We start from the raw sequence: 18,646 nt of genomic DNA, 5'->3' as shown, positions 1-18,646 counted from the left end.
GTGGAGCATATACCTTATGAGCATTTGCAGGAAACGCTGTACTATGAAGTAATGGATAACGGCTTACACGTCTATGTGTTGCCCAAACCGGGTTTTCAGAAAACATACGCCACATTTGCGACTAAATACGGCTCGGTTGATAATCATTTCCGCGTAGAAGGTCAACAGCCAGTCAAGGTGCCGGATGGCATAGCTCATTTTTTGGAGCATAAAATGTTTGAAGAGCCCGAAGGCGATATTTTTGCTACCTTTTCCTCTAATGGGGCATCGGCGAACGCATTTACGAGCTTTGATCAGACGGTATATCTGTTTTCGGCAACCGAACGTATTCAAGAAAATTTGACCACACTGGTCAATTTTGTGCAGCATCCTTACTTTACTGATGAAAATGTAGAGAAGGAAAAAGGCATTATCGGCCAGGAAATCAACATGTATGAGGATAACCCGGATTGGCGGAGTTACTTTGGTCTGATTGAGGCGTTGTACAAGGTCCATCCGGTGCATATTGATATTGCAGGTACTGTTCAATCCATAAGTACGATTACAAAGGAAACGCTGTACAGTTGCTATGAAGCTTTTTACCATCCGAGCAATATGATTCTTTTTGTAGTGGGCGGAGTGGATCCAGCTGAAGTAATAGAGCTGGTACGTAACAATCAGGCGAAAAAGGACTATAAGCCGCAGGGAGAGATCGAGCGAATTTTCGATGATGAACCCACTACAGTTGCAGAACCGCGGCGTGAGGTGAAGCTGGCGGTTTCTCTGCCAAAGCTACTGTTTGGATTCAAGGAGGCCGAAGTAGGTCTGACGGGTGAAGAATTGCTCCGTCATGATCTGGAAACCAAGTTGATGCTTGATCTCCTGTTTGGTTCCAGTACACAGCTATATCAAAAGCTCTACGATGAGGATCTGATTTCGGACAGTTTTGGTCATGAGTACAACAGTACGCAGCAGTATGCATTCTCTGCGATTGGTGGGGATACCAAAGACCCGGATCGGCTGTTGGCGCGGATACGTGAAGAGGTAGAGTCCATTCAAAAGCAGGGTTTTGCTTCAGAACATTTTGAACGGGCGCGCAAAAAGAAAATCGGTGGTTATCTGCGTACACTCAATTCACCCGAAAATATTGCGCATGAATTTACAAGACATCGATTCCGGGGCAGTGATTTTTTCCAACTGCTTCCGGTTTATGAAAGTATCACACTTGAGGATGTAAACCGCCGTCTAAAAGATCATATCCAGTGGGATCAACTGGCAATATCACTGGTGGTGAGTCCGTAATGTCCAGGGAGAGGGAACCGATGACCACCGAGGGCGGAGAATTAAAAGCTATTGGCGATACGACCGTGCTGATTACTGGAGCGAGTGGTGGAATTGGTGCGGCTATTGCCGAGCGTTTTGCAGCTGTAGGGATGAATGTAGTCATTCACTACATGAATTCCCATGAAAAAGCAAATGAAGTTGCCCGTCGTTGCATGGTTTATTCAGGCAAGGTAATGACCGTGTCAGCGGATCTGCGGAGCAAGGAGCAGATTGAACGCATGCGGGAAAAGCTGGATAATCACGGGATGAAGCCGGATATTCTTGTGAACAACGCCGGATTATCTCATTATGGGCTGCTGACAGATGTTTCGGAAGAGGAATGGGACGAAGTGATGGCCGTGAATGTTAAGGGAACCTTTCTGTGTACGCAGGTTTTTATGCCACATATGATTTCCCAACGCTATGGTCGTATTGTGAATGTTTCATCCGTGTGGGGGATATGTGGCGCTTCGTGCGAGGTATTGTATTCCACTACCAAGGGAGGCATTAACGCTTTCACTAAAGCTCTGGCTCAAGAGGTTGCACCTTCCGGGGTGACAGTGAATGCTGTAGCTCCGGGTGCAGTGGATACTTCGATGCTGGATCATTTGGATGAAGGCGAAATTACCAGTTTGGAAGAAGAAATCCCTGCCGGACGGTTGGCTCGGCCTGATGAAATTTCGTCTCTAGTTTATTTTCTCGCGCTTCCTGAGTCAGGTTATATTAACGGCCAGATCATAAGTCCTAACGGGGGATGGGTGACTTAAAAAACAGCGCTTGGAGGAATCCACCAGTATAGTAAGCGTCTGAGAAGAGCATATTACAACTGTTGATTTTAAATCTGAATCATCTAAGGAGGATTTAAGTATGTCAACAGTTGTTCAGAATTTTGATGTTTGGAAAAAGTTCCTCGGTCAGCGTGTAGAGCAAGCGGAGAAGTTGGGAATCAGTCAGGATACCATTTCAGAGCTTGCTTATGAAATCGGTGATTTTCTGGATGAGAAGGTCGATCCAGCCAACCACTCCAACCGCGCACTGAAAGAACTGTGGGGAGTTGCCGATGAGGACGAACGTCACACCATCGCCCGACTAATGGTCAAATTAGCCAAGAGCAACGTATAAGTAGGAACCAACATGAAAAGCTCCCTTTTGGGGGGCTTTTCTGTAATGGTTACAGAGCTGTTCTTGTAATTCCATTGTAATTTATATATCATAAACGTGATTGAGGCTTACAACACAATGTAGCCTTTTGATTTTCAATAATTGGTTTTGTCGATTGATGTTATTTTATGTTACAATAATGCTTTGATTTGGAATTGTTGACGGTTTGAATGTGAATGAGGTGCTAACGTGACGGAAGAAACGAAACAGTGGTACATGGAGTACAAGATACATAAAAATCGACCCGGACTGCTGGGGGACATTGCTTCCATGCTTGGTATTCTGGGGGTTAATATACTGACGATCAACGGTGTTGAAGGCGAAAGACGGGGGATGTTGCTCGAAACGGACGATGACGAGAAGATACGCATTCTTGGAGATACGTTAAAAAAAGCAAGCAACATTACAGTCACGGCCTTACGTGCTCCGAGACTGGTCGATATATTGGCAGTAAGACACGGTCGTTACATCGATCGGGATTCGGATGATCGTAAAACATTCCGCTTTACACGCGATGAGCTTGGGTTGCTGGTCGATTTTTTGGGTGAAGTATTAAAGAGGGACGGCAATCAGGTGATCGGTCTTCGCGGGATGCCACGTGTGGGTAAGACGGAATCCATTATTGCCAGTAGCGTATGCGCAATGAAGCGTTGGACTTTTGTGTCTTCGACGTTACTACGACAGACGGTGCGCAGCCAGCTCTCTGAAGAAGAAATGAACCCAAACAATGTGTTTATTATTGACGGCATTGTGAGTACTATTCGATCAAATGAAAGACATTATCACCTGCTTCAGGAAATCATGAGCATGCCAAGTACCAAAGTGATTGAGCATCCTGATGTATTTGTGCGTGAATCGGGATACAGCTTTGACGATTTCAATATCATTATTGAACTTCGCAATAATCCGGCTGAGGAAATTATTTATGATACCTTTACAGCCAGTTATACAGAAGATCTTTAAATAAGCGTAATTACACAAGGAGATGATGACATGTCAGAACTGGGTCAGCAATTAAAGGAGGCCCGGCTGCAAAAAGGATTGAGCCTTGACGATGTTCAGGAAATGACGAAGATACGCAAACGTTATCTGGAAGCCATTGAGACGGGCGATTACAAAGTGCTGCCGGGAAGCTTTTATGTCAGAGCTTTTATTAAAACATACGCCGAAACGGTCGGGTTGAACCCCGATGAGATTCTGGAAGGGCATCAAAGCAATGTGCCTGAACCTGAGCCGGAAGCAGTTATGGAGCCTGTTACACAGAAACGCTCCAGCCGTCCCGCCACCATTGGGAATCTTAAATGGTTGCCTACAGCGTTAATGTGGCTTTTTTTAGTTCTCATTGTTGGGGTTATTTATGCTTATTGGGTGAGCAACAATCCTTCAACTCCAAAAACAGCAGAAAATACAACGCCGATTACAACACCAAGCACAACACCAAGCACGTCTACTCCTGATACAACTACGACACAGCCGAATAATGGTCAAACGACGGCTCCAAATGGTGCTGGCGGGCAGACCCCTGATGCGGGACAAACCGGGCAAACCCAGCCAGGTGGTACGGGAAGTACGGATGCTACTACTCCAGATACTGGCCAACAGCCGGATACGACTACGCCACAACAAGGTGTAACTGTGGCACAGGACGGTAAGCAAGGCAAGACGACGATTTTCAAAGTCTCCAGTGCAACGGGAGCCACGGTCAAGGTTGATATTAAAGCTACGGGTGAAAGCTGGCTTGAGGTGTACAAGGGAAAAAATTCCCGTGGAGAAAAGCTGAGCTACGGTATGACTAAAAGCGGAGATGCCATGTCTTTCGATATCGGTCCAGAAGGTTTATATATCAAATCAGGACGATCTTCTGCCACAGATATTTCCGTAGCCGGCCAACCGATAACCGATAATAAATCGACTACTCGCGTACTGATACAGCAAGGAGAAGCTTCTTCGACCGGAACGAGTGCCGGAGTGACGGGTTCACCTGCGGATTCTATGACAGATAGTAGTACGGATTCAGCGCAAAGTGGTACAGATTCTACAACTACTGATGGTGAATAAGCGCCTTGGTGCGAGGAAATACTAATGACTGTAATTCTTGGAAAGGCAGTCATTTCATTTTCCGCAAAGTGAGGTGTATACGTTATGACCGTCAGCTGGATTGTGACTGGGCTCGGTATAATTGTCAGTTTACTGGGCTATTATCTGACACCGAATGCATGGGGCTATGGCATACTGGGCTTTGGTCTTGCTCACATTGTGCTTGGACTTTTGGATATGTTCCGAAATCCAACACGAAGCCACAATTAAATATGTTGACCATAAATGAAAATAAAGGCGTTTTTGTCAGGAGAACTGGCAAGAACGCCTTTTTAGTAAACGGATTATTGGATTTTTGTAAATGACTAGCCTATAATTAGATATTGAACTTTGTTGTGGAAAGGAAAGTGAAACGATGGCTTCAGAAAATTCATTTGATATCGTCTCCAAATTGGATATGCAGGAGTTAACGAATGCGGTTCATCAGACGGAGCGTGAAATTGAAACACGATTTGATTTCAAGGGGAGCAAAAGTAGCCTCAAGCTTGAGAAGGAAGCTCTTACGATTGCATCGGAAGACGAATACAAGCTGAATGCGGTGATTGATATTTTGCAATCTAAAATGGCCAAACGAGGTCTATCCCTTAAAAATGTGGAGTATGGCAAATTGGAACCAGCTTCTTTAGGTTCAGTGCGTCAGCGGCTTTCACTTAAGCAGGGGATTGATCAGGATAATGCCAAAAAAATTAACATTCTTATTCGGGACTCCAAGCTAAAAGTTAAAAGTCAGATTCAAGGTGATCAAATCCGAGTGACTGGAAAAAATAGAGATGATTTACAGGCGATTATTCAATTGCTGCGTAAAGCTGATTTGCCATTGGAGCTTCAATTTACAAACATGAAATAAAGCCGTTTTCCCTCATACATTTTGTAGGAAAAAACGTTGCTTGATGTGCGGCAGGTTATTTTGACATGCGTTTTGCGCCATATTATACTTGTAACGAAAATGCAGACTATCCAGGTGTATAGCGCTCGTCGAAAGCGATTTACATAGGATTGCATTCAATCCGAAAACTGCCATTTGTAATCAAGTACGATAATCAGGGGAGAGTGTGTTGTGAATTTACCCAACAGAATTACAATAACGCGGATTTGCCTTATCCCGGTGATGATGCTGGCTTTGCTGGTGGACTTTGATTTTTATCCGCCGCCAATTGAGATCGGAGCTTTCAAGCTGCCGTATAATCAGCTGATTGCGGCTATCATTTTCCTTGTAGCAGCCAGCACGGATGGTCTTGACGGATATTTGGCCCGTAAAAATAATATGGTCACCAATTTGGGCAAGCTGTTGGACCCCCTTGCTGATAAGCTTTTGGTAACCGCTATTTTGGTTTCCCTGGTAGAAATGGGAAAAATCGATTCGTGGATTGTCGTTGTGATTGTCAGCCGTGAGTTTGCGGTTACTGGTCTGCGTCAGATCGCCTTACTGGATGGCTCTGTGGTTGCTGCAAGCAATTGGGGCAAATTAAAGACAATCATCCAGATTGTTGCTATTGTAGCGCTGCTCATTAATAATTTCCCATTTGTTTTTCTCGGTATTCCGTTCGATTTAATAGCGATATGGGCGGCTGTGTTGATCACCATTTATTCGGGTATTGATTACTTTGTAAAAAATATCCATTTGCTGAGCTCCTCCAAAGTTTAACAGGATAAATTTTATGGAAATAGCAATAGGAACTAACTTATTGCTGTTTCTTTACATAATTCCCACAATATTCGCAGTACAGGAGGAAGAATAGATGAAAGCTGAAATAATTGCAGTAGGAACAGAGTTATTGCTTGGACAAATAGTGAACACAAATGCTCAATATTTGTCACAAGAGTTGGCTACAATCGGAATCGATGTATATTTTCAGACTGTAGTCGGCGATAACATGGATCGACTTCAGGAAGCGGTACGACTTGCTCAGAAGCGTGCGGATATTATTTTGTTTTCCGGCGGTCTGGGACCGACTCAGGATGATTTGACAAAAGATGCGATAGCGGCAGTACTTGGGAGAAAATTGCACATAGATCGTCTTGCAATGGACAAGCTAGATCAGTTTTTCCGTAACCGCGGGGTAGAAATGACCGAGAATAACCGCCGGCAGGCGCTTTCTATTGAAGGCGCTACTCCGCTTGAAAATGAGACAGGGCTAGCTGTGGGCGACGCAATTGCACAGGATGGTAAATTTTATGTAGTTTTGCCTGGACCGCCTAAGGAGCTTAAACCCATGTTTGCAAACCATGCAAAGCCTTGGTTGCTTCAGCAGGCATTGAGCGGTGAGGAGATGCCGATCTATTCGAAAATGCTAAAATTCGCAGGGATCGGTGAGTCAGCTCTTGAAACTCGATTGTTAGATCTGATCCAATCCCAGACGGACCCCACAATTGCTCCTTATGCCAAGGAAGGGGAAGTCACGATCCGTATATCCACCAAGGCGACCAGCGAGAGTGAAGCTTTAATTAAGCTGACGGCTACGGAAGTAGAAATTCAGCAGCGACTTTCCGAATATATGTATGCAAGCGAGGATGTTACGCTGGAGAAGGTTATCGTAGATCTAATGGTCAAACGCGGACTCACTGTGAGTGCGGCGGAAAGCTGTACAGGTGGAATGCTGATGGAACACATCACTTCCATACCGGGCAGTGCTGTTATGTTTCAAGGTGGCATCGTGTGTTATTCCAATGAAATGAAGATGAAATTGCTCAACGTGCCTCAAGATTATTTGGAAGGGGATCATGCGCCAGGTGCAGTGAGTGAGGAAGTAGCCCTTGTGCTTGCAGAGCAGGCGAGAATGATCATGGACAGCGATTTTGGACTTTCAGTTACTGGTGTAGCTGGACCTGGATATTCCGAACGGAAGCCAGTCGGTCTGGTGTATATTGGCATTGCTGAGCGCGACAAGGAAACGGAAGTACATGAGCTGAGACTGAGTGGTAACCGTGAAACAATCCGTCTGCGATCAGTCAAAGCAATCCTGTACAGATTGTGGCGCAGACTGGTAGAGAACGAGAAGCTCTCTTAACTATCTATTACAGTGTGGGTCGTAGAGTTGTTTTAGATAGATATTCATGATATAATCATCTTATCGGAAGAACCGTTGCAAAGCCTTTTGCTAGCGGTTCTTTTTTTGTTTTAAGAGACAGGTATAATTATAGAAGAGAGCTGTGCGAACAAAAAAACGAATGTATGTTCGAAAAAATGCTTGGCAAGCGTGTCAAAACAAGGTATTATTAAAGTACAAATAATGAAGGATGTGAGTTTATTGTCAGATCGTCGTGCTGCGCTGGATATGGCGCTCCGTCAAATAGAAAAGCAATTTGGTAAAGGTTCCATTATGAAGTTGGGTGAGTCTACCCACATGCAAGTGGAAACGATCCCCAGTGGTTCGATTGCTTTGGATATTGCGTTAGGAACGGGCGGCTTTCCAAGAGGCCGGGTTATTGAAATATACGGACCGGAATCATCCGGTAAAACGACAGTAGCTCTTCACGCTATCGCAGAGGTGCAAAAAACAGGCGGACAAGCCGCCTTTATCGACGCCGAGCATGCGCTTGATCCGTCGTATGCAAGCAAGCTGGGTGTCAATATTGATGAGTTGTTACTATCGCAACCAGATACAGGAGAGCAGGCGCTTGAGATTGCGGAAGCCCTTGTACGTAGTGGAGCAGTAGACATTGTAGTTGTTGACTCCGTAGCGGCACTTGTGCCGAAGGCAGAGATTGAAGGCGAAATGGGAGATTCCCACGTCGGTCTTCAAGCACGTTTGATGTCGCAGGCATTGCGTAAGCTGTCTGGAGCCATTAATAAATCGAAAACCATTGCTATTTTTATTAACCAGCTGCGTGAAAAAGTGGGTGTTATGTTCGGTAACCCTGAAACAACACCAGGTGGACGTGCCTTGAAGTTTTACTCTACGGTACGTTTGGATGTTCGTCGTATTGAAAGCTTGAAAATGGGTAACGACATTGTGGGTAACCGCACACGTATTAAAGTCGTGAAAAACAAAGTTGCCCCTCCTTTCCGTCAGGCTGAAGTGGATATTATGTACGGTGAAGGCATTTCCAAAGAAGGTAGCTTGATTGATATCGGTACGGAGCACGACATTGTCGACAAGAGCGGAGCCTGGTATTCCTACGAAGGTGAGCGCCTTGGTCAGGGACGTGAGAATGCAAAGCAATTTTTGAAGGAAAATCCGAACATTGCCAGTACAATCGAACAAAAAATTCGGGTGGCCAGCAATTTGATTACAACGGTTGCTCCGCCTACAGAAGAAGAGTTGGCACAGCAAGCCAAGGAAGAACAGGAATTATTGGAGCTTGAATAAAGCTTGGTGAATCCTGGTGTGTGTACTGGAGCCAGGGTTATGGCACAGTCCGTTTGAATAGCATGATTCTGATGCCCTGCACAGTTGTGCAGGGCATTTTTGCATCAATTAAAGTCTGCTTTGTCAGCGGAATCTAACTTTTGCGTAGCAGGTGATCAGAGACTGCTTTCGTGAATTTCAAAGTGAGGGAAACATATTGCAGTTGGACGATGAAGATGAATACACTTCGGAAGAAAATAAGCAGCAAGGGATCTCTCTTTTTCCGGATCATGAGGAATTGATGATTACTAGGGTAGAGCAGGGACAGGGACGCAAACGTGGAAGGTATATCATTCATTTTGGCCCGTATTCACTGTCTGTATTGGAAGATGTAATGATCAAGTACAATATGTTCAAAGGAACGTCATTCGTCAAAAAAGAACTGGAAGACATCGTTCTGGCAGATGAAAAGCAACAGGCTTATGTACTTGCGCTTCGCTATTTGGGGCGAAAGCCTCGCACACGTCAGGAAATTGCCCAGCGTTTGGTGCAAAAGGAACTGGATCAGTCTGTTATTGACGAAGTACTGGTCCGACTGCAAAGGGAGCAACTCGTGGATGATGATTTATACGCCCGCCAGTGGGCAAGGCAGCGCATAACAAGCCAACGTAAGGGGAAGATGTGGGTTAGGCAAGAACTTCGTCAGAAGGGCATCTCTAAAGCCTCTATCGGGGAAGCGTTAGGTGAGATCACCGACAATGAGGAGTGGGAGAGCGCTTTGATGGTCGGTCGTAAGAAATGGAATCAGATACGTGGTGATATAATGGAGAAAAAAAGGAAAACCTTCCCTTTCCTCATGAGACGCGGATATTCGGGGGATATGACACGCCGCGTGGTCAATCATCTTACTGCGACCGAGCATGAGGCGGCTTCCGATGACGAGGAATTATTGCAGTGGGAGGAATAGTTGCCAAACGGCTGCTGAACCTTTGGCTAGTATGAACGGACAGGATGAGCCGGTTATTACATGGAAAGCTGCACGGTAGTCTACTAATGTTTGCATTCCCTTGACAATGCCATTTGTCAAATAATAAAATATATATGAAACGATACTTGTGGAACGCCCTTTTTCCTTCCAAAAAAGCGGAATCCATGGGTGAGTTCTCATCGCCAAATAACAAGTGATGCCGCTATGCCAGGCGGAATTGTACATGTGAGAGCATGTGCATATGAAATGAAACGACCTTGTGTCGTTATCTTAGTTTGACGATCAAAGTAAATGTGACAATTGCAAAAAGTCCCAAGGAATGCCTTGGAGGAACCAACGGGGAGGTGAACAGTATGATGACTGCGATCTGGTTCGTTCTCGTTGCTGTAGCCGCGTTATTCTTTGGGTTCGGGATTGGTTATTTTATTCGCAAATCTATTGCAGAAGCTAAGATCTCCAGTGCGGAAGAAGCTGCCGCGCAAATCGTGGAGAACGCGAAAAAAGAGGCAGAAGCGCTGAAGAAGGAAACGGTATTGGAAGCGAAAGATGAAATCCATCGCATCCGTGCCGAAGCTGAAAAAGAAACTCGTGAACGTCGCAATGAAATTCAACGACAGGAACGAAGATTGCTGCAAAAAGAAGAATCGCTGGATAAAAAATTGGAATCGCTGGAACGCAAAGAAGAACAAGTGGCCAACAAAGAGAAACGAATCGATGAAACCCAGCAGCAAATTGATTTGATTTACAAGAGCCAGGTAACTGAGTTGGAGCGTATTTCCAATCTGACGATGGAGGATGCAAGAAGTATTATTCTGACCAACGTAGAACAGGAAGTTCGTCATGAAACAGCTCAGATGATTAAGGAAATTGAACAACAGGCCAAAGAAGAAGCGGACAAAAAGTCTCGTGAAATCATCACACTGGCCATCCAACGTTGTGCGGCAGATCATGTAGCAGAAACGACGGTTTCTGTTGTTACGTTGCCGAACGAAGAAATGAAAGGCCGGATTATCGGGCGTGAAGGCCGTAATATCCGTGCACTTGAAACCCTTACAGGAATTGACCTCATTATTGATGATACGCCGGAAGCTGTTATATTGTCCGGATTTGATCCGATTCGTAGAGAGATTGCGCGTACTGCGCTTGAGAAGCTCGTAGCGGACGGTCGGATACATCCGGCTCGTATTGAAGAGATGGTGGAAAAATCCCGTAAAGAGGTGGACGAACGAATCCGTGAGTATGGTGAACAAGCCACCTTTGAGGTGGGTGTGCATAGCTTGCATCCGGATTTGATTAAGATCTTGGGACGTCTCAAGTTCCGTACGAGTTACGGACAGAACGTATTGAAGCACTCGATGGAAGTTGCATACTTGACAGGTCTGATGGCCGGGGAACTGGGCGAGGACGTTGTACTGGCAAGACGGGCAGGCTTGCTGCATGACATCGGGAAGGCGCTAGATCACGAAGTGGAAGGATCACACGTTGAAATTGGCGTGGAACTGGCGAAGAAGTACAAGGAACACCCGGTCGTCATCAACAGTATTGCTTCACATCACGGCGACTGCGAAGCGACTTCAGTGATCGCCATGCTGGTTGGGGCGGCAGATGCCCTGTCAGCAGCAAGACCGGGAGCGCGGCGTGAAACGCTAGAGACGTACATCCGTCGTCTTGAGAAGCTGGAACGCATCTCCGAATCTTTTGAAGGCGTTGAAAAATCATACGCGATTCAAGCCGGACGCGAAGTTCGTGTCATGGTACAGCCAGAGAAAATTGATGATGCGGAAGCATTCCGACTGGCCCGCGATATTACGAAAACGATTGAGAATGAACTGGACTATCCGGGTCATATCAAGGTTACCGTCATTCGCGAGACCCGTGCGGTAGAATACGCAAAATAAAAGCATTTCAATGAAAAGTGGCCGCTGCTTGTAGGGCCACTTTTCATTATGTAAGGCAGACTAGGGAGGGCTTTCTATCAACGTATTATTTATTGGAGACATCGTCGGCAGTGTAGGCAGAAAGGCACTGAGGGAGAATCTTCCTTCGCTAAAATCAAAATATAACCCGCATGTTATTATCGTCAACGGAGAAAATGCGGCTTCGGGAAGAGGAATTACCCCAGCCATCGCCAGAGAGTTTTTTGATTGGGGCGTTCATGGGATTACGATGGGGAATCATACATGGGACAACAAGGAAATATTTGATTTTATAGATGATGAGCCGCGGATCATCCGTCCAGCTAACTTTCCACCAGGAACACCGGGCAGGGGTTATACAGTTGTAAAAGGTGGAGGTAAGGAGCTGGCAATTGTTAATCTGCAAGGAAGAACCTTTTTGCCAGCTATTGACTGTCCATTCCGTGCAGCCGATGAAATTGTAGATGAGCTGCGCAAAAAACATAAGCATATCCTAGTCGATTTTCACGCCGAAGCAACCTCGGAAAAAATCGCTATGGGTTGGCACTTGGATGGACGTGCATCAATCGTGGTAGGTACGCACACACATGTACAGAGTAATGACGATACGATATTGCCACAAGGAACTGCGTATCAGACAGATGCGGGAATGGTAGGTCCTTATGAGGGAGTGCTTGGAATGCAGAAAGAGGCTGTGTTACAGAAATTCCAGACCCAGCTTCCGGTACGCTTTCAAGTGGACATGGGCAAATGGCACTTTCATGCCATCAGCGTAGAGCTGAATGATAATGATGGAAAAGCTCGTAAAATTCAGAAAATCAGACTTAAAGAAGATGAATGGCGGATGGATTAACTTTTTTGTGAGTTACTTAAGGAAAGAATAAGGAAAACTGTCACCAAAAAGCAGGAATTTTTTGCTGGCCCTCGAATAACATCTAATAGTGGAATCAAACCATCATCATTCCCAGGGGAGGTACTTACTATGGATGTATTAAAAGTATCAGCAAAATCCAATCCCAATTCAGTTGCAGGCGCACTCGCAGGAGTACTGCGTGAACGCGGAAATGCAGAATTACAGGCGATTGGAGCGGGTGCACTAAACCAAGCCATTAAAGCGGTAGCCATTGCCCGGGGATTTGTCGCACCAAGCGGAGTGGATTTGATTTGTATTCCTGCTTTTACAGACATTGTTATTGATGGAGAAGACCGGACTGCGATCAAACTGATTGTAGAGCCAAGATAATAAATGGAAGTGGCCTGAGCCTGTTTACGATTTGTAAACGGGCTTTTTTGCATTGTGGGTCTGCTTCTATGATTTTTAAAATAAATTTGTGGTGGTGCATCAATTTAAATGGAGGTAAAGTGCATGAATGATAAGCTAAAAGCGAGTTGGCCAGTTGTTGACTTTCACTGTGATGTGTTATGTAAAATGCAGCTCGATTCGCGGATAGATTTCAGTCATCCATCGCTTGATGTTACAAAAGAGCGTTTGCTAGAAGGCAACGTGTGGTTGCAAACGTTCGCTATATATATTTCACAGGTATTGGGCACGCCCAAATTTGAGCATGTGGTTCGTCAAATTGAGCTGTTCAGGCAGCATGTCACCTCTACCTCAGGTGGGTTGAGACCTTTGCTGTGGAGGGAAGACTTGGCAATACGTAAAAATACGTCCGCTGTGCATCAGGCGGAGCAAATAAAGCAGACAGGAGAAGAGAAACAGGCGGAAAAACGAACCCATTTGGATGGTAATGGAACGGATCATACATGGTCACCTTGGGCGTTGCTTTCACTGGAGGGGGCAGATGCGCTGGAAGGGAATCCGTTTTATGCGGAATTGTGCTATGCCATGGGAATACGGTTGATCGGGCTGACATGGAATTATGCGAACTGGGCAGCTGACGGCATTATGGAGCATAGAGGTGGCGGCCTGACTCGCAAGGGGCGTGATTTGGTCAATCGCTGTAATGACCTGGGCCTGCTGCTAGATGTATCGCATTTGTCCGTACAAGGCTTCTGGGAGGTGCTGGAGGAGGCGGCTCTACCACCCATTGCCTCGCATTCGAATGCCTTCGCGAGATGTGCTCATCCCCGTAATCTACGGGATGAACAGATTCGTGCACTGATCGCCCGTAACGGACGGATTGGTTTGACCTTCGTCACGATGTTTCTCAAAGAGCAGGGTACGGTAACCTCTGAGGATCTGCTACCGCACATTGAGCATATTTGTTCATTAGGTGGCGAACGACATTTGATGTTTGGGTCTGATTTTGACGGTATCGAACACCATGTGCAAGGGCTGGAGCACTCGGGGAAATATCCGGTTTTTGCAGATCTGCTGCTGAAGCATTACCCTGAGGAGCTGGTCAAGGGATGGCTGGGAGGACATGCGCTGGAATATTTGCAAACGAATCTGCCTTCCAAAATGTCTTCTTAAATAGCTATTTATAGCAGTTATTTTTGGCTACGCACACCCTTGACAAAGCGAGATCTATTACGAAATAATTGGAGCATCTTAGAATTGCATGGTGCTAAATTAACGCTTGCCGAAATATGACATACGTTGGAGCGAGCCTGACGGGTCACCATGCTGCACCGCCATATCAGAGGGAGGCTCCATTACATAATGTTGATAAAAAAGGTTACCTGGCTTGAACTCTTTTATGACTTATTGTTCGTAGCCGCTGTCTCCAAGGCCACTCATGTTTTACTACATGTTGAGCATGGTAGTATTTCATGGGAACATCTAGGGAAATTTATTTTGATTTTTATTCCGATATGGTGGGCATGGGTGGGACAAACTGTCTACAATAATCGTTTTGGTCAAGACAGTCTAACGCATCGAATCTTTATGATCATGCAATTGTTTTCCGTATTAATCATGACCGCCAGCCTTAATATAGATTTTGATGCGTATTATGTATCTTTTCTTGTTGGCTATATTGGTTTAAGAGGTTTGACTGTCGTTCAATATTTACTTTCGGCACCCAAAGAAACGGCTCATAAACAGGAAACAGCTCGTTTTTTCGGAACCTATTTGTGGATCGGAATAGTCATCTCTAGTTTCTCCCTCTTCTTTGACTCTTGGGTTCGATATTTGATTTTATATACCGGCATTGCTGTTGATATCCTCGTTCCTTTGGTTGGTCGTAAAAAATTGGTGATCACACCTATCCATACGGAGCATCTTTTAGAGCGCTTTGCACAGTTCACCTTAATCCTGCTTGGCGAATCAGTGATAAGTATGCTTTCTGTTTTACAATCCGATCATTTTACGGTCTCTTCCGTTGTATTTGCTGCTTTAGCTTTTGTATTAGTTATCGCAATCTGGTGGCAATATTTTGAGAATGTGGAAAAGCACGTAGATAAATCAAAACAAACAGCAGGACAGACTATTATTTATGGTCATTTGTTTATTTATCTTTCACTTAGCATGCTAGCTGCTTCGATACAGCTCTTGTTTTTGGGACAAGTAGCTTATATCTTTGTACTTTGCTTTACCTTTGCATCTGTTTTTATTTACTTTTTGTCGGTTTTACTGGTATTCCATCAGTACAGACTAAGTCATCTTAAACCAAGCTTCAGAGTCATTCTTTTCTTAACTGGAATCCTCTGTGTCTTATTTATTCTTAATGTATTTATTGTTGTTCCTTCTCATCTCATCGTAGCTGAAATCATGCTATTCTTTCTCCTGTTTGCTAAAACGACGGTTTGATCCGATTTATATGGACGATATTTAAGGCTGATTAGGGCGAAAAAGGGAACTTTATGCGCTCTCCTTTTCTTTCTTGGCAAAATAGGCGTATAATAGCATAGATGTGTAAAGTATTGTATAGAGAAAAAGGAGTGACCACACGATGAGTAAAATCGTACCTGTCGGCGTTTCCGCCCGTCATATTCACCTGACTCAAGAGCATATTGAAATTTTGTTCGGAGCAGGCTATCAATTAACTGAATTTAAACCTTTGTCCCAACCAGGACAATTTGCCGCAAATGAAACGGTAGCTGTAATTGGTTCTAAGGGCCAATTTGATAAGGTTCGCATTTTGGGACCCGCTCGTCCCGCTTCCCAGTTGGAAATCTCTCGCACTGATTCCTTTGCTATTGGTGTAAAAGCACCTGTACGCGAATCTGGTAGCATTGATGGTACACCAGGAATCACGGTAAAAGGACCAGCAGGAGAAGTGGAACTGCAAGAAGGCGTAATTGTAGCAGCCCGCCATATTCATTTCCATACATCTGATGCAGCTAAATGGGATATTAAGGACAAGCAGTTGCTGAAAGTACGTGTCGGCGGCGAACGTGGCCTTGTATTTGAAAATGTTCTTGCACGTGTGTCCGATTCTTTTGCTTTGGATATGCACATTGATACAGATGAAGCGAACGGAGCCGGTGTGAAAAACGGTGACAACGCTGAAATCGTAGACTAATATACACGTATTTAAATGCCGGAAGGCTTAAAGAGTCCGATTCTTGCAAAAGAATCGGGCTTTTTACATACTATATAATTCACAAATACTTCACTTATGTACAAAAAGAACATTGGTTCAAATTGCACTCAATGGTATCTGCGGTTGGTCTATGGCGATGGCCTATAAATCATGCTATAATTTAGTGTAATGCCTTTTTTAAAGGTTTTTTAGAACTTAAAATAAATTTACCCATGCCTAAAGATACAGTAAAATCACAAATTAGTTCGTGAAATAGATGGTGTAAGGAGTGACCAAGGAATGGAAAAGAAAACAAAAGATTACTCCAAATATTTTGATTTCTCGGATGCGAAGATTATTTCTGAAGATGAGCATAGCAAAAAGATCCGTATTCGCGGACGTGAAATCAACATTATGGCGGAGCCGAACCATAGAAAAGAAAAGCAGCGCGGTAAAGAGGATGTACAGGTATTGTATGATAACGCAGTCCCGGATGAGCTAAAGCATATCGGTGAGGGCAAGCATTATATCGTATACACATTCGGTTGCCAAATGAACGAGCATGATTCCGAAACCATAAAAGGCTTGCTGGAGCAAATGGGCTACCAGGCAACCGAGGATCGGAAGGAAGCAGACATCATTTTACTGAACACTTGTGCTATCCGTGAAAATGCGGAGGATAAAGTATTTGGCGAGCTGGGTCACCTCAAGCATCTTAAAACAGAAAAGCCAGGACTGCTGCTCGGCGTATGTGGCTGCATGTCACAAGAAGAGAATGTCGTTAACCGGATTATGCAAAAACACGGTTTTGTCGATATGATTTTTGGTACCCATAATATTCATCGTCTGCCTCAGCTCGTCAAGGAAGCACTCTTTAGCAAAGAAATGGTGGTCGAAGTGTGGTCTAAGGAAGGCGACATTATCGAAAACTTGCCGAAGAAGCGCGAGGGTATGCGGGCTTGGGTGAACATTATGTACGGTTGTGATAAATTTTGCACCTATTGCATTGTTCCCTTTACACGTGGTAAGGAAAGAAGCCGTCGTCCAGAGGATGTTATCGCTGAAGTACGGGATTTGGCACGTCAAGGTTTTAAAGAGATTACCTTACTGGGGCAGAATGTTAACGCTTATGGCAAGGATTTGAAAGATTTGAATTACAGATTTGGGGATCTGATGGATGATATGCGCAAAATCAATATCCCGCGTGTACGTTTTACGACATCACATCCACGTGATTTTGATGACCATTTGGTTGAAGTGCTTGGTAAGGGTGGCAATTTGGTGGAGCATATCCATCTGCCTGTTCAATCCGGTAATACGGATATATTGAAGAAAATGAACCGAAAATATACCCGTGAGCGTGTTCTGGAACTGGCTGCGAAGATTAAAGAAGCTGTTCCGCATGTTTCTTTGACAACAGATATCATCGTAGGTTTCCCGGGCGAAACAGACGAGCAGTTTGAAGATACTCTATCTTTGGTGCGCGAGGTTGGCTATGACTTTGCCTACACATTTATTTATTCACCACGTGAAGGTACGCCAGCTGCTTCGATGGAAGATAATGTGCCTATGTCGGTCAAAAAAGAGCGTCTCCGGCGTCTGAACATTGCTGTGAACCAAAACAGCCTTCGCTTTAATAGTCGATTGCGTGGCGAGGTGGTTGAAGTGCTGGTGGAAGGCGAGAGCAAAAATGACAGCGAAGTGCTTGCCGGTCGTACCCGTTCCAATAAGCTGGTACATTTTGAAGGTTCTAAGGATCTGATTGGTACCTTTGTTCAAGTGAAAATAACGGAGCCTATGACCTTTTACATCAAAGGTGATCTGGTTCAAACGGCAGTAGCGGTTAACGGATAAAAAGAATAGTCTAGCGGATTGCATGCGGTTTGAGTAAAGGGCTGTGTGCAAGGCCGTCTAAGTGAGAAAAGGAGCGATGGACAATGACAGAGGAGCGGTTGCAACAAACAGAACTTCAATCGGCGGCGCGCCAGCATGATCATTTGGTCAATCGCGATATGATATTGGCAAAAGCCAAAGAGTTGGCGGGTATTTTGAGTAGCAGTGAGGAAGTACAGGTATTCCGGAAAGCAGAAGAAAAGATTCAGGATCATCAACGCATCCAGCAACTGATTGCAACGATGAAGAAGAAGCAAAAGGAAATTGTAGCATTTGAATCCTTGAAGAATCAAAAAATGATTGCCAAAATAGAGGCTGAACTTCAGGAGCTACAGGAGGAGCTTGACGGTATTCCAATTGTAACGGAGTTTCAGCAGAGCCAGGTGGAAATTAATGAGCTACTGCAAATGGTGATCATGGCCATCCGTGATACCGTTGCTGAAAAGGTCAACGTAGAAGAGGGAAAAAGCACTTCCTCCTCTAATTGCAGTGACTAGAATGAGATTTATGGTGTGGAGGCTTAGCTTCCACGCCTTTTTTTCGGAAGCAATTAGCCATCGCATATGTTTATGA

Annotated in this window: 19 protein-coding genes; all 19 read left to right on the top strand. The window is 44.8% G+C overall.

The window, feature by feature from the left end:
* The 19 genes from yfmH to AC6EJC_RS17700 all read left to right on the top strand — a co-directional run bounded on the left by yfmH (window position 1) and on the right by AC6EJC_RS17700 (window position 18,570).
* On the top strand, window positions 1-1,281 hold the full coding sequence (yfmH, locus tag AC6EJC_RS17790) for an EF-P 5-aminopentanol modification-associated protein YfmH (RefSeq protein WP_444955114.1): 1,281 nt from the start codon (window positions 1-3) through the stop codon (window positions 1,279-1,281).
* Window positions 1,282-1,301: 20 nt separating this feature from the next.
* Window positions 1,302-2,069: an elongation factor P 5-aminopentanone reductase gene (ymfI, locus tag AC6EJC_RS17785; protein ID WP_444955176.1), complete on the top strand. Its 768-nt coding sequence runs from the start codon at window positions 1,302-1,304 to the stop codon at window positions 2,067-2,069.
* Window positions 2,070-2,169: 100 nt separating this feature from the next.
* Entirely contained in the window at window positions 2,170-2,424 is a 255-nt protein-coding gene (locus tag AC6EJC_RS17780) for a DUF3243 domain-containing protein (RefSeq protein ID WP_444955113.1), read from the top strand.
* Between the two features lie 228 nt (window positions 2,425-2,652).
* The gene (locus tag AC6EJC_RS17775; RefSeq protein WP_013370747.1) at window positions 2,653-3,426 is read left to right on the top strand and encodes a DUF3388 domain-containing protein; all 774 of its coding nucleotides are present in this window, start codon (window positions 2,653-2,655) and stop codon (window positions 3,424-3,426) included.
* A 30-nt stretch (window positions 3,427-3,456) separates the two neighbouring features.
* Window positions 3,457-4,521, top strand: coding sequence for a RodZ domain-containing protein (locus tag AC6EJC_RS17770; RefSeq protein WP_444955112.1), 1,065 nt, complete (start codon window positions 3,457-3,459; stop codon window positions 4,519-4,521).
* An 84-nt stretch (window positions 4,522-4,605) separates the two neighbouring features.
* Window positions 4,606-4,770 carry a hypothetical protein gene (locus AC6EJC_RS17765; RefSeq protein WP_444955111.1) on the top strand — a complete coding sequence of 55 codons (165 nt, stop codon included), beginning with the start codon at window positions 4,606-4,608 and terminating at the stop codon, window positions 4,768-4,770.
* A gap of 145 nt (window positions 4,771-4,915) precedes the next feature.
* Entirely contained in the window at window positions 4,916-5,407 is a 492-nt protein-coding gene (locus AC6EJC_RS17760) for a YajQ family cyclic di-GMP-binding protein (RefSeq protein ID WP_444955110.1), read from the top strand.
* A gap of 210 nt (window positions 5,408-5,617) precedes the next feature.
* Window positions 5,618-6,205, top strand: a complete 588-nt coding sequence (pgsA, locus tag AC6EJC_RS17755) for a CDP-diacylglycerol--glycerol-3-phosphate 3-phosphatidyltransferase (RefSeq protein WP_013309954.1) — start codon at window positions 5,618-5,620, stop codon at window positions 6,203-6,205.
* A gap of 94 nt (window positions 6,206-6,299) precedes the next feature.
* Window positions 6,300-7,568, top strand: a complete 1,269-nt coding sequence (locus AC6EJC_RS17750) for a competence/damage-inducible protein A (RefSeq protein ID WP_444955109.1) — start codon at window positions 6,300-6,302, stop codon at window positions 7,566-7,568.
* Between the two features lie 240 nt (window positions 7,569-7,808).
* Window positions 7,809-8,870: a recombinase RecA gene (gene recA / locus AC6EJC_RS17745; protein ID WP_023988239.1), complete on the top strand. Its 1,062-nt coding sequence runs from the start codon at window positions 7,809-7,811 to the stop codon at window positions 8,868-8,870.
* Window positions 8,871-9,066: 196 nt separating this feature from the next.
* On the top strand, window positions 9,067-9,816 hold the full coding sequence (locus tag AC6EJC_RS17740) for a regulatory protein RecX (protein WP_444955108.1): 750 nt from the start codon (window positions 9,067-9,069) through the stop codon (window positions 9,814-9,816).
* Window positions 9,817-10,190: 374 nt separating this feature from the next.
* Window positions 10,191-11,735 carry a ribonuclease Y gene (gene rny, locus AC6EJC_RS17735; protein WP_013309958.1) on the top strand — a complete coding sequence of 515 codons (1,545 nt, stop codon included), beginning with the start codon at window positions 10,191-10,193 and terminating at the stop codon, window positions 11,733-11,735.
* A 76-nt stretch (window positions 11,736-11,811) separates the two neighbouring features.
* Window positions 11,812-12,606: a TIGR00282 family metallophosphoesterase gene (locus tag AC6EJC_RS17730; protein WP_165176691.1), complete on the top strand. Its 795-nt coding sequence runs from the start codon at window positions 11,812-11,814 to the stop codon at window positions 12,604-12,606.
* Between the two features lie 129 nt (window positions 12,607-12,735).
* Window positions 12,736-12,996 carry a stage V sporulation protein S gene (locus AC6EJC_RS17725; RefSeq protein WP_007430104.1) on the top strand — a complete coding sequence of 87 codons (261 nt, stop codon included), beginning with the start codon at window positions 12,736-12,738 and terminating at the stop codon, window positions 12,994-12,996.
* A gap of 123 nt (window positions 12,997-13,119) precedes the next feature.
* Complete coding sequence (locus AC6EJC_RS17720; protein ID WP_444955107.1) at window positions 13,120-14,187, top strand: dipeptidase; 1,068 nt, start codon at window positions 13,120-13,122, stop codon at window positions 14,185-14,187.
* 189 nt (window positions 14,188-14,376) lie between these two features.
* Window positions 14,377-15,465 (top strand): low temperature requirement protein A, encoded by a 1,089-nt coding sequence (locus tag AC6EJC_RS17715; protein ID WP_444955106.1) that lies wholly within the window; start codon window positions 14,377-14,379, stop codon window positions 15,463-15,465.
* 142 nt (window positions 15,466-15,607) lie between these two features.
* Window positions 15,608-16,180, top strand: coding sequence for a phosphate propanoyltransferase (gene pduL / locus AC6EJC_RS17710; protein WP_013309962.1), 573 nt, complete (start codon window positions 15,608-15,610; stop codon window positions 16,178-16,180).
* Between the two features lie 300 nt (window positions 16,181-16,480).
* On the top strand, window positions 16,481-18,034 hold the full coding sequence (miaB, locus tag AC6EJC_RS17705; RefSeq protein WP_444955105.1) for a tRNA (N6-isopentenyl adenosine(37)-C2)-methylthiotransferase MiaB: 1,554 nt from the start codon (window positions 16,481-16,483) through the stop codon (window positions 18,032-18,034).
* A gap of 83 nt (window positions 18,035-18,117) precedes the next feature.
* A complete protein-coding gene (locus tag AC6EJC_RS17700; RefSeq protein ID WP_444955104.1) occupies window positions 18,118-18,570 on the top strand; it encodes a YlbF/YmcA family competence regulator in 453 nt (150 codons plus the stop codon).
* Window positions 18,571-18,646: the final 76 nt, after the last annotated feature.

The organism is Paenibacillus sp. TY11 (genome assembly GCF_059772165.1).
Note: the sequence above shows the minus strand (reverse complement) of the source record. Positions and strands in the feature narration are given on the sequence as shown.

What these genes read in the sequence shown, in the direction of transcription:
- ymfI (WP_444955176.1), top strand. Translation starts at nt 1,302, where the DNA reads ATGACCACCGAGGGCGGAGAATTAAAAGCTATTGGCGATACGACCGTG.
- AC6EJC_RS17780 (WP_444955113.1), top strand. Translation starts at nt 2,170, where the DNA reads ATGTCAACAGTTGTTCAGAATTTTGATGTTTGGAAAAAGTTCCTCGGT.
- AC6EJC_RS17770 (WP_444955112.1), top strand. Translation starts at nt 3,457, where the DNA reads ATGTCAGAACTGGGTCAGCAATTAAAGGAGGCCCGGCTGCAAAAAGGA.
- AC6EJC_RS17765 (WP_444955111.1), top strand. Translation starts at nt 4,606, where the DNA reads ATGACCGTCAGCTGGATTGTGACTGGGCTCGGTATAATTGTCAGTTTA.
- AC6EJC_RS17760 (WP_444955110.1), top strand. Translation starts at nt 4,916, where the DNA reads ATGGCTTCAGAAAATTCATTTGATATCGTCTCCAAATTGGATATGCAG.
- AC6EJC_RS17750 (WP_444955109.1), top strand. Translation starts at nt 6,300, where the DNA reads ATGAAAGCTGAAATAATTGCAGTAGGAACAGAGTTATTGCTTGGACAA.
- rny (WP_013309958.1), top strand. Translation starts at nt 10,191, where the DNA reads ATGATGACTGCGATCTGGTTCGTTCTCGTTGCTGTAGCCGCGTTATTC.
- AC6EJC_RS17725 (WP_007430104.1), top strand. Translation starts at nt 12,736, where the DNA reads ATGGATGTATTAAAAGTATCAGCAAAATCCAATCCCAATTCAGTTGCA.
- AC6EJC_RS17720 (WP_444955107.1), top strand. Translation starts at nt 13,120, where the DNA reads ATGAATGATAAGCTAAAAGCGAGTTGGCCAGTTGTTGACTTTCACTGT.
- AC6EJC_RS17715 (WP_444955106.1), top strand. Translation starts at nt 14,377, where the DNA reads ATGTTGATAAAAAAGGTTACCTGGCTTGAACTCTTTTATGACTTATTG.
- pduL (WP_013309962.1), top strand. Translation starts at nt 15,608, where the DNA reads ATGAGTAAAATCGTACCTGTCGGCGTTTCCGCCCGTCATATTCACCTG.
- miaB (WP_444955105.1), top strand. Translation starts at nt 16,481, where the DNA reads ATGGAAAAGAAAACAAAAGATTACTCCAAATATTTTGATTTCTCGGAT.
- AC6EJC_RS17700 (WP_444955104.1), top strand. Translation starts at nt 18,118, where the DNA reads ATGACAGAGGAGCGGTTGCAACAAACAGAACTTCAATCGGCGGCGCGC.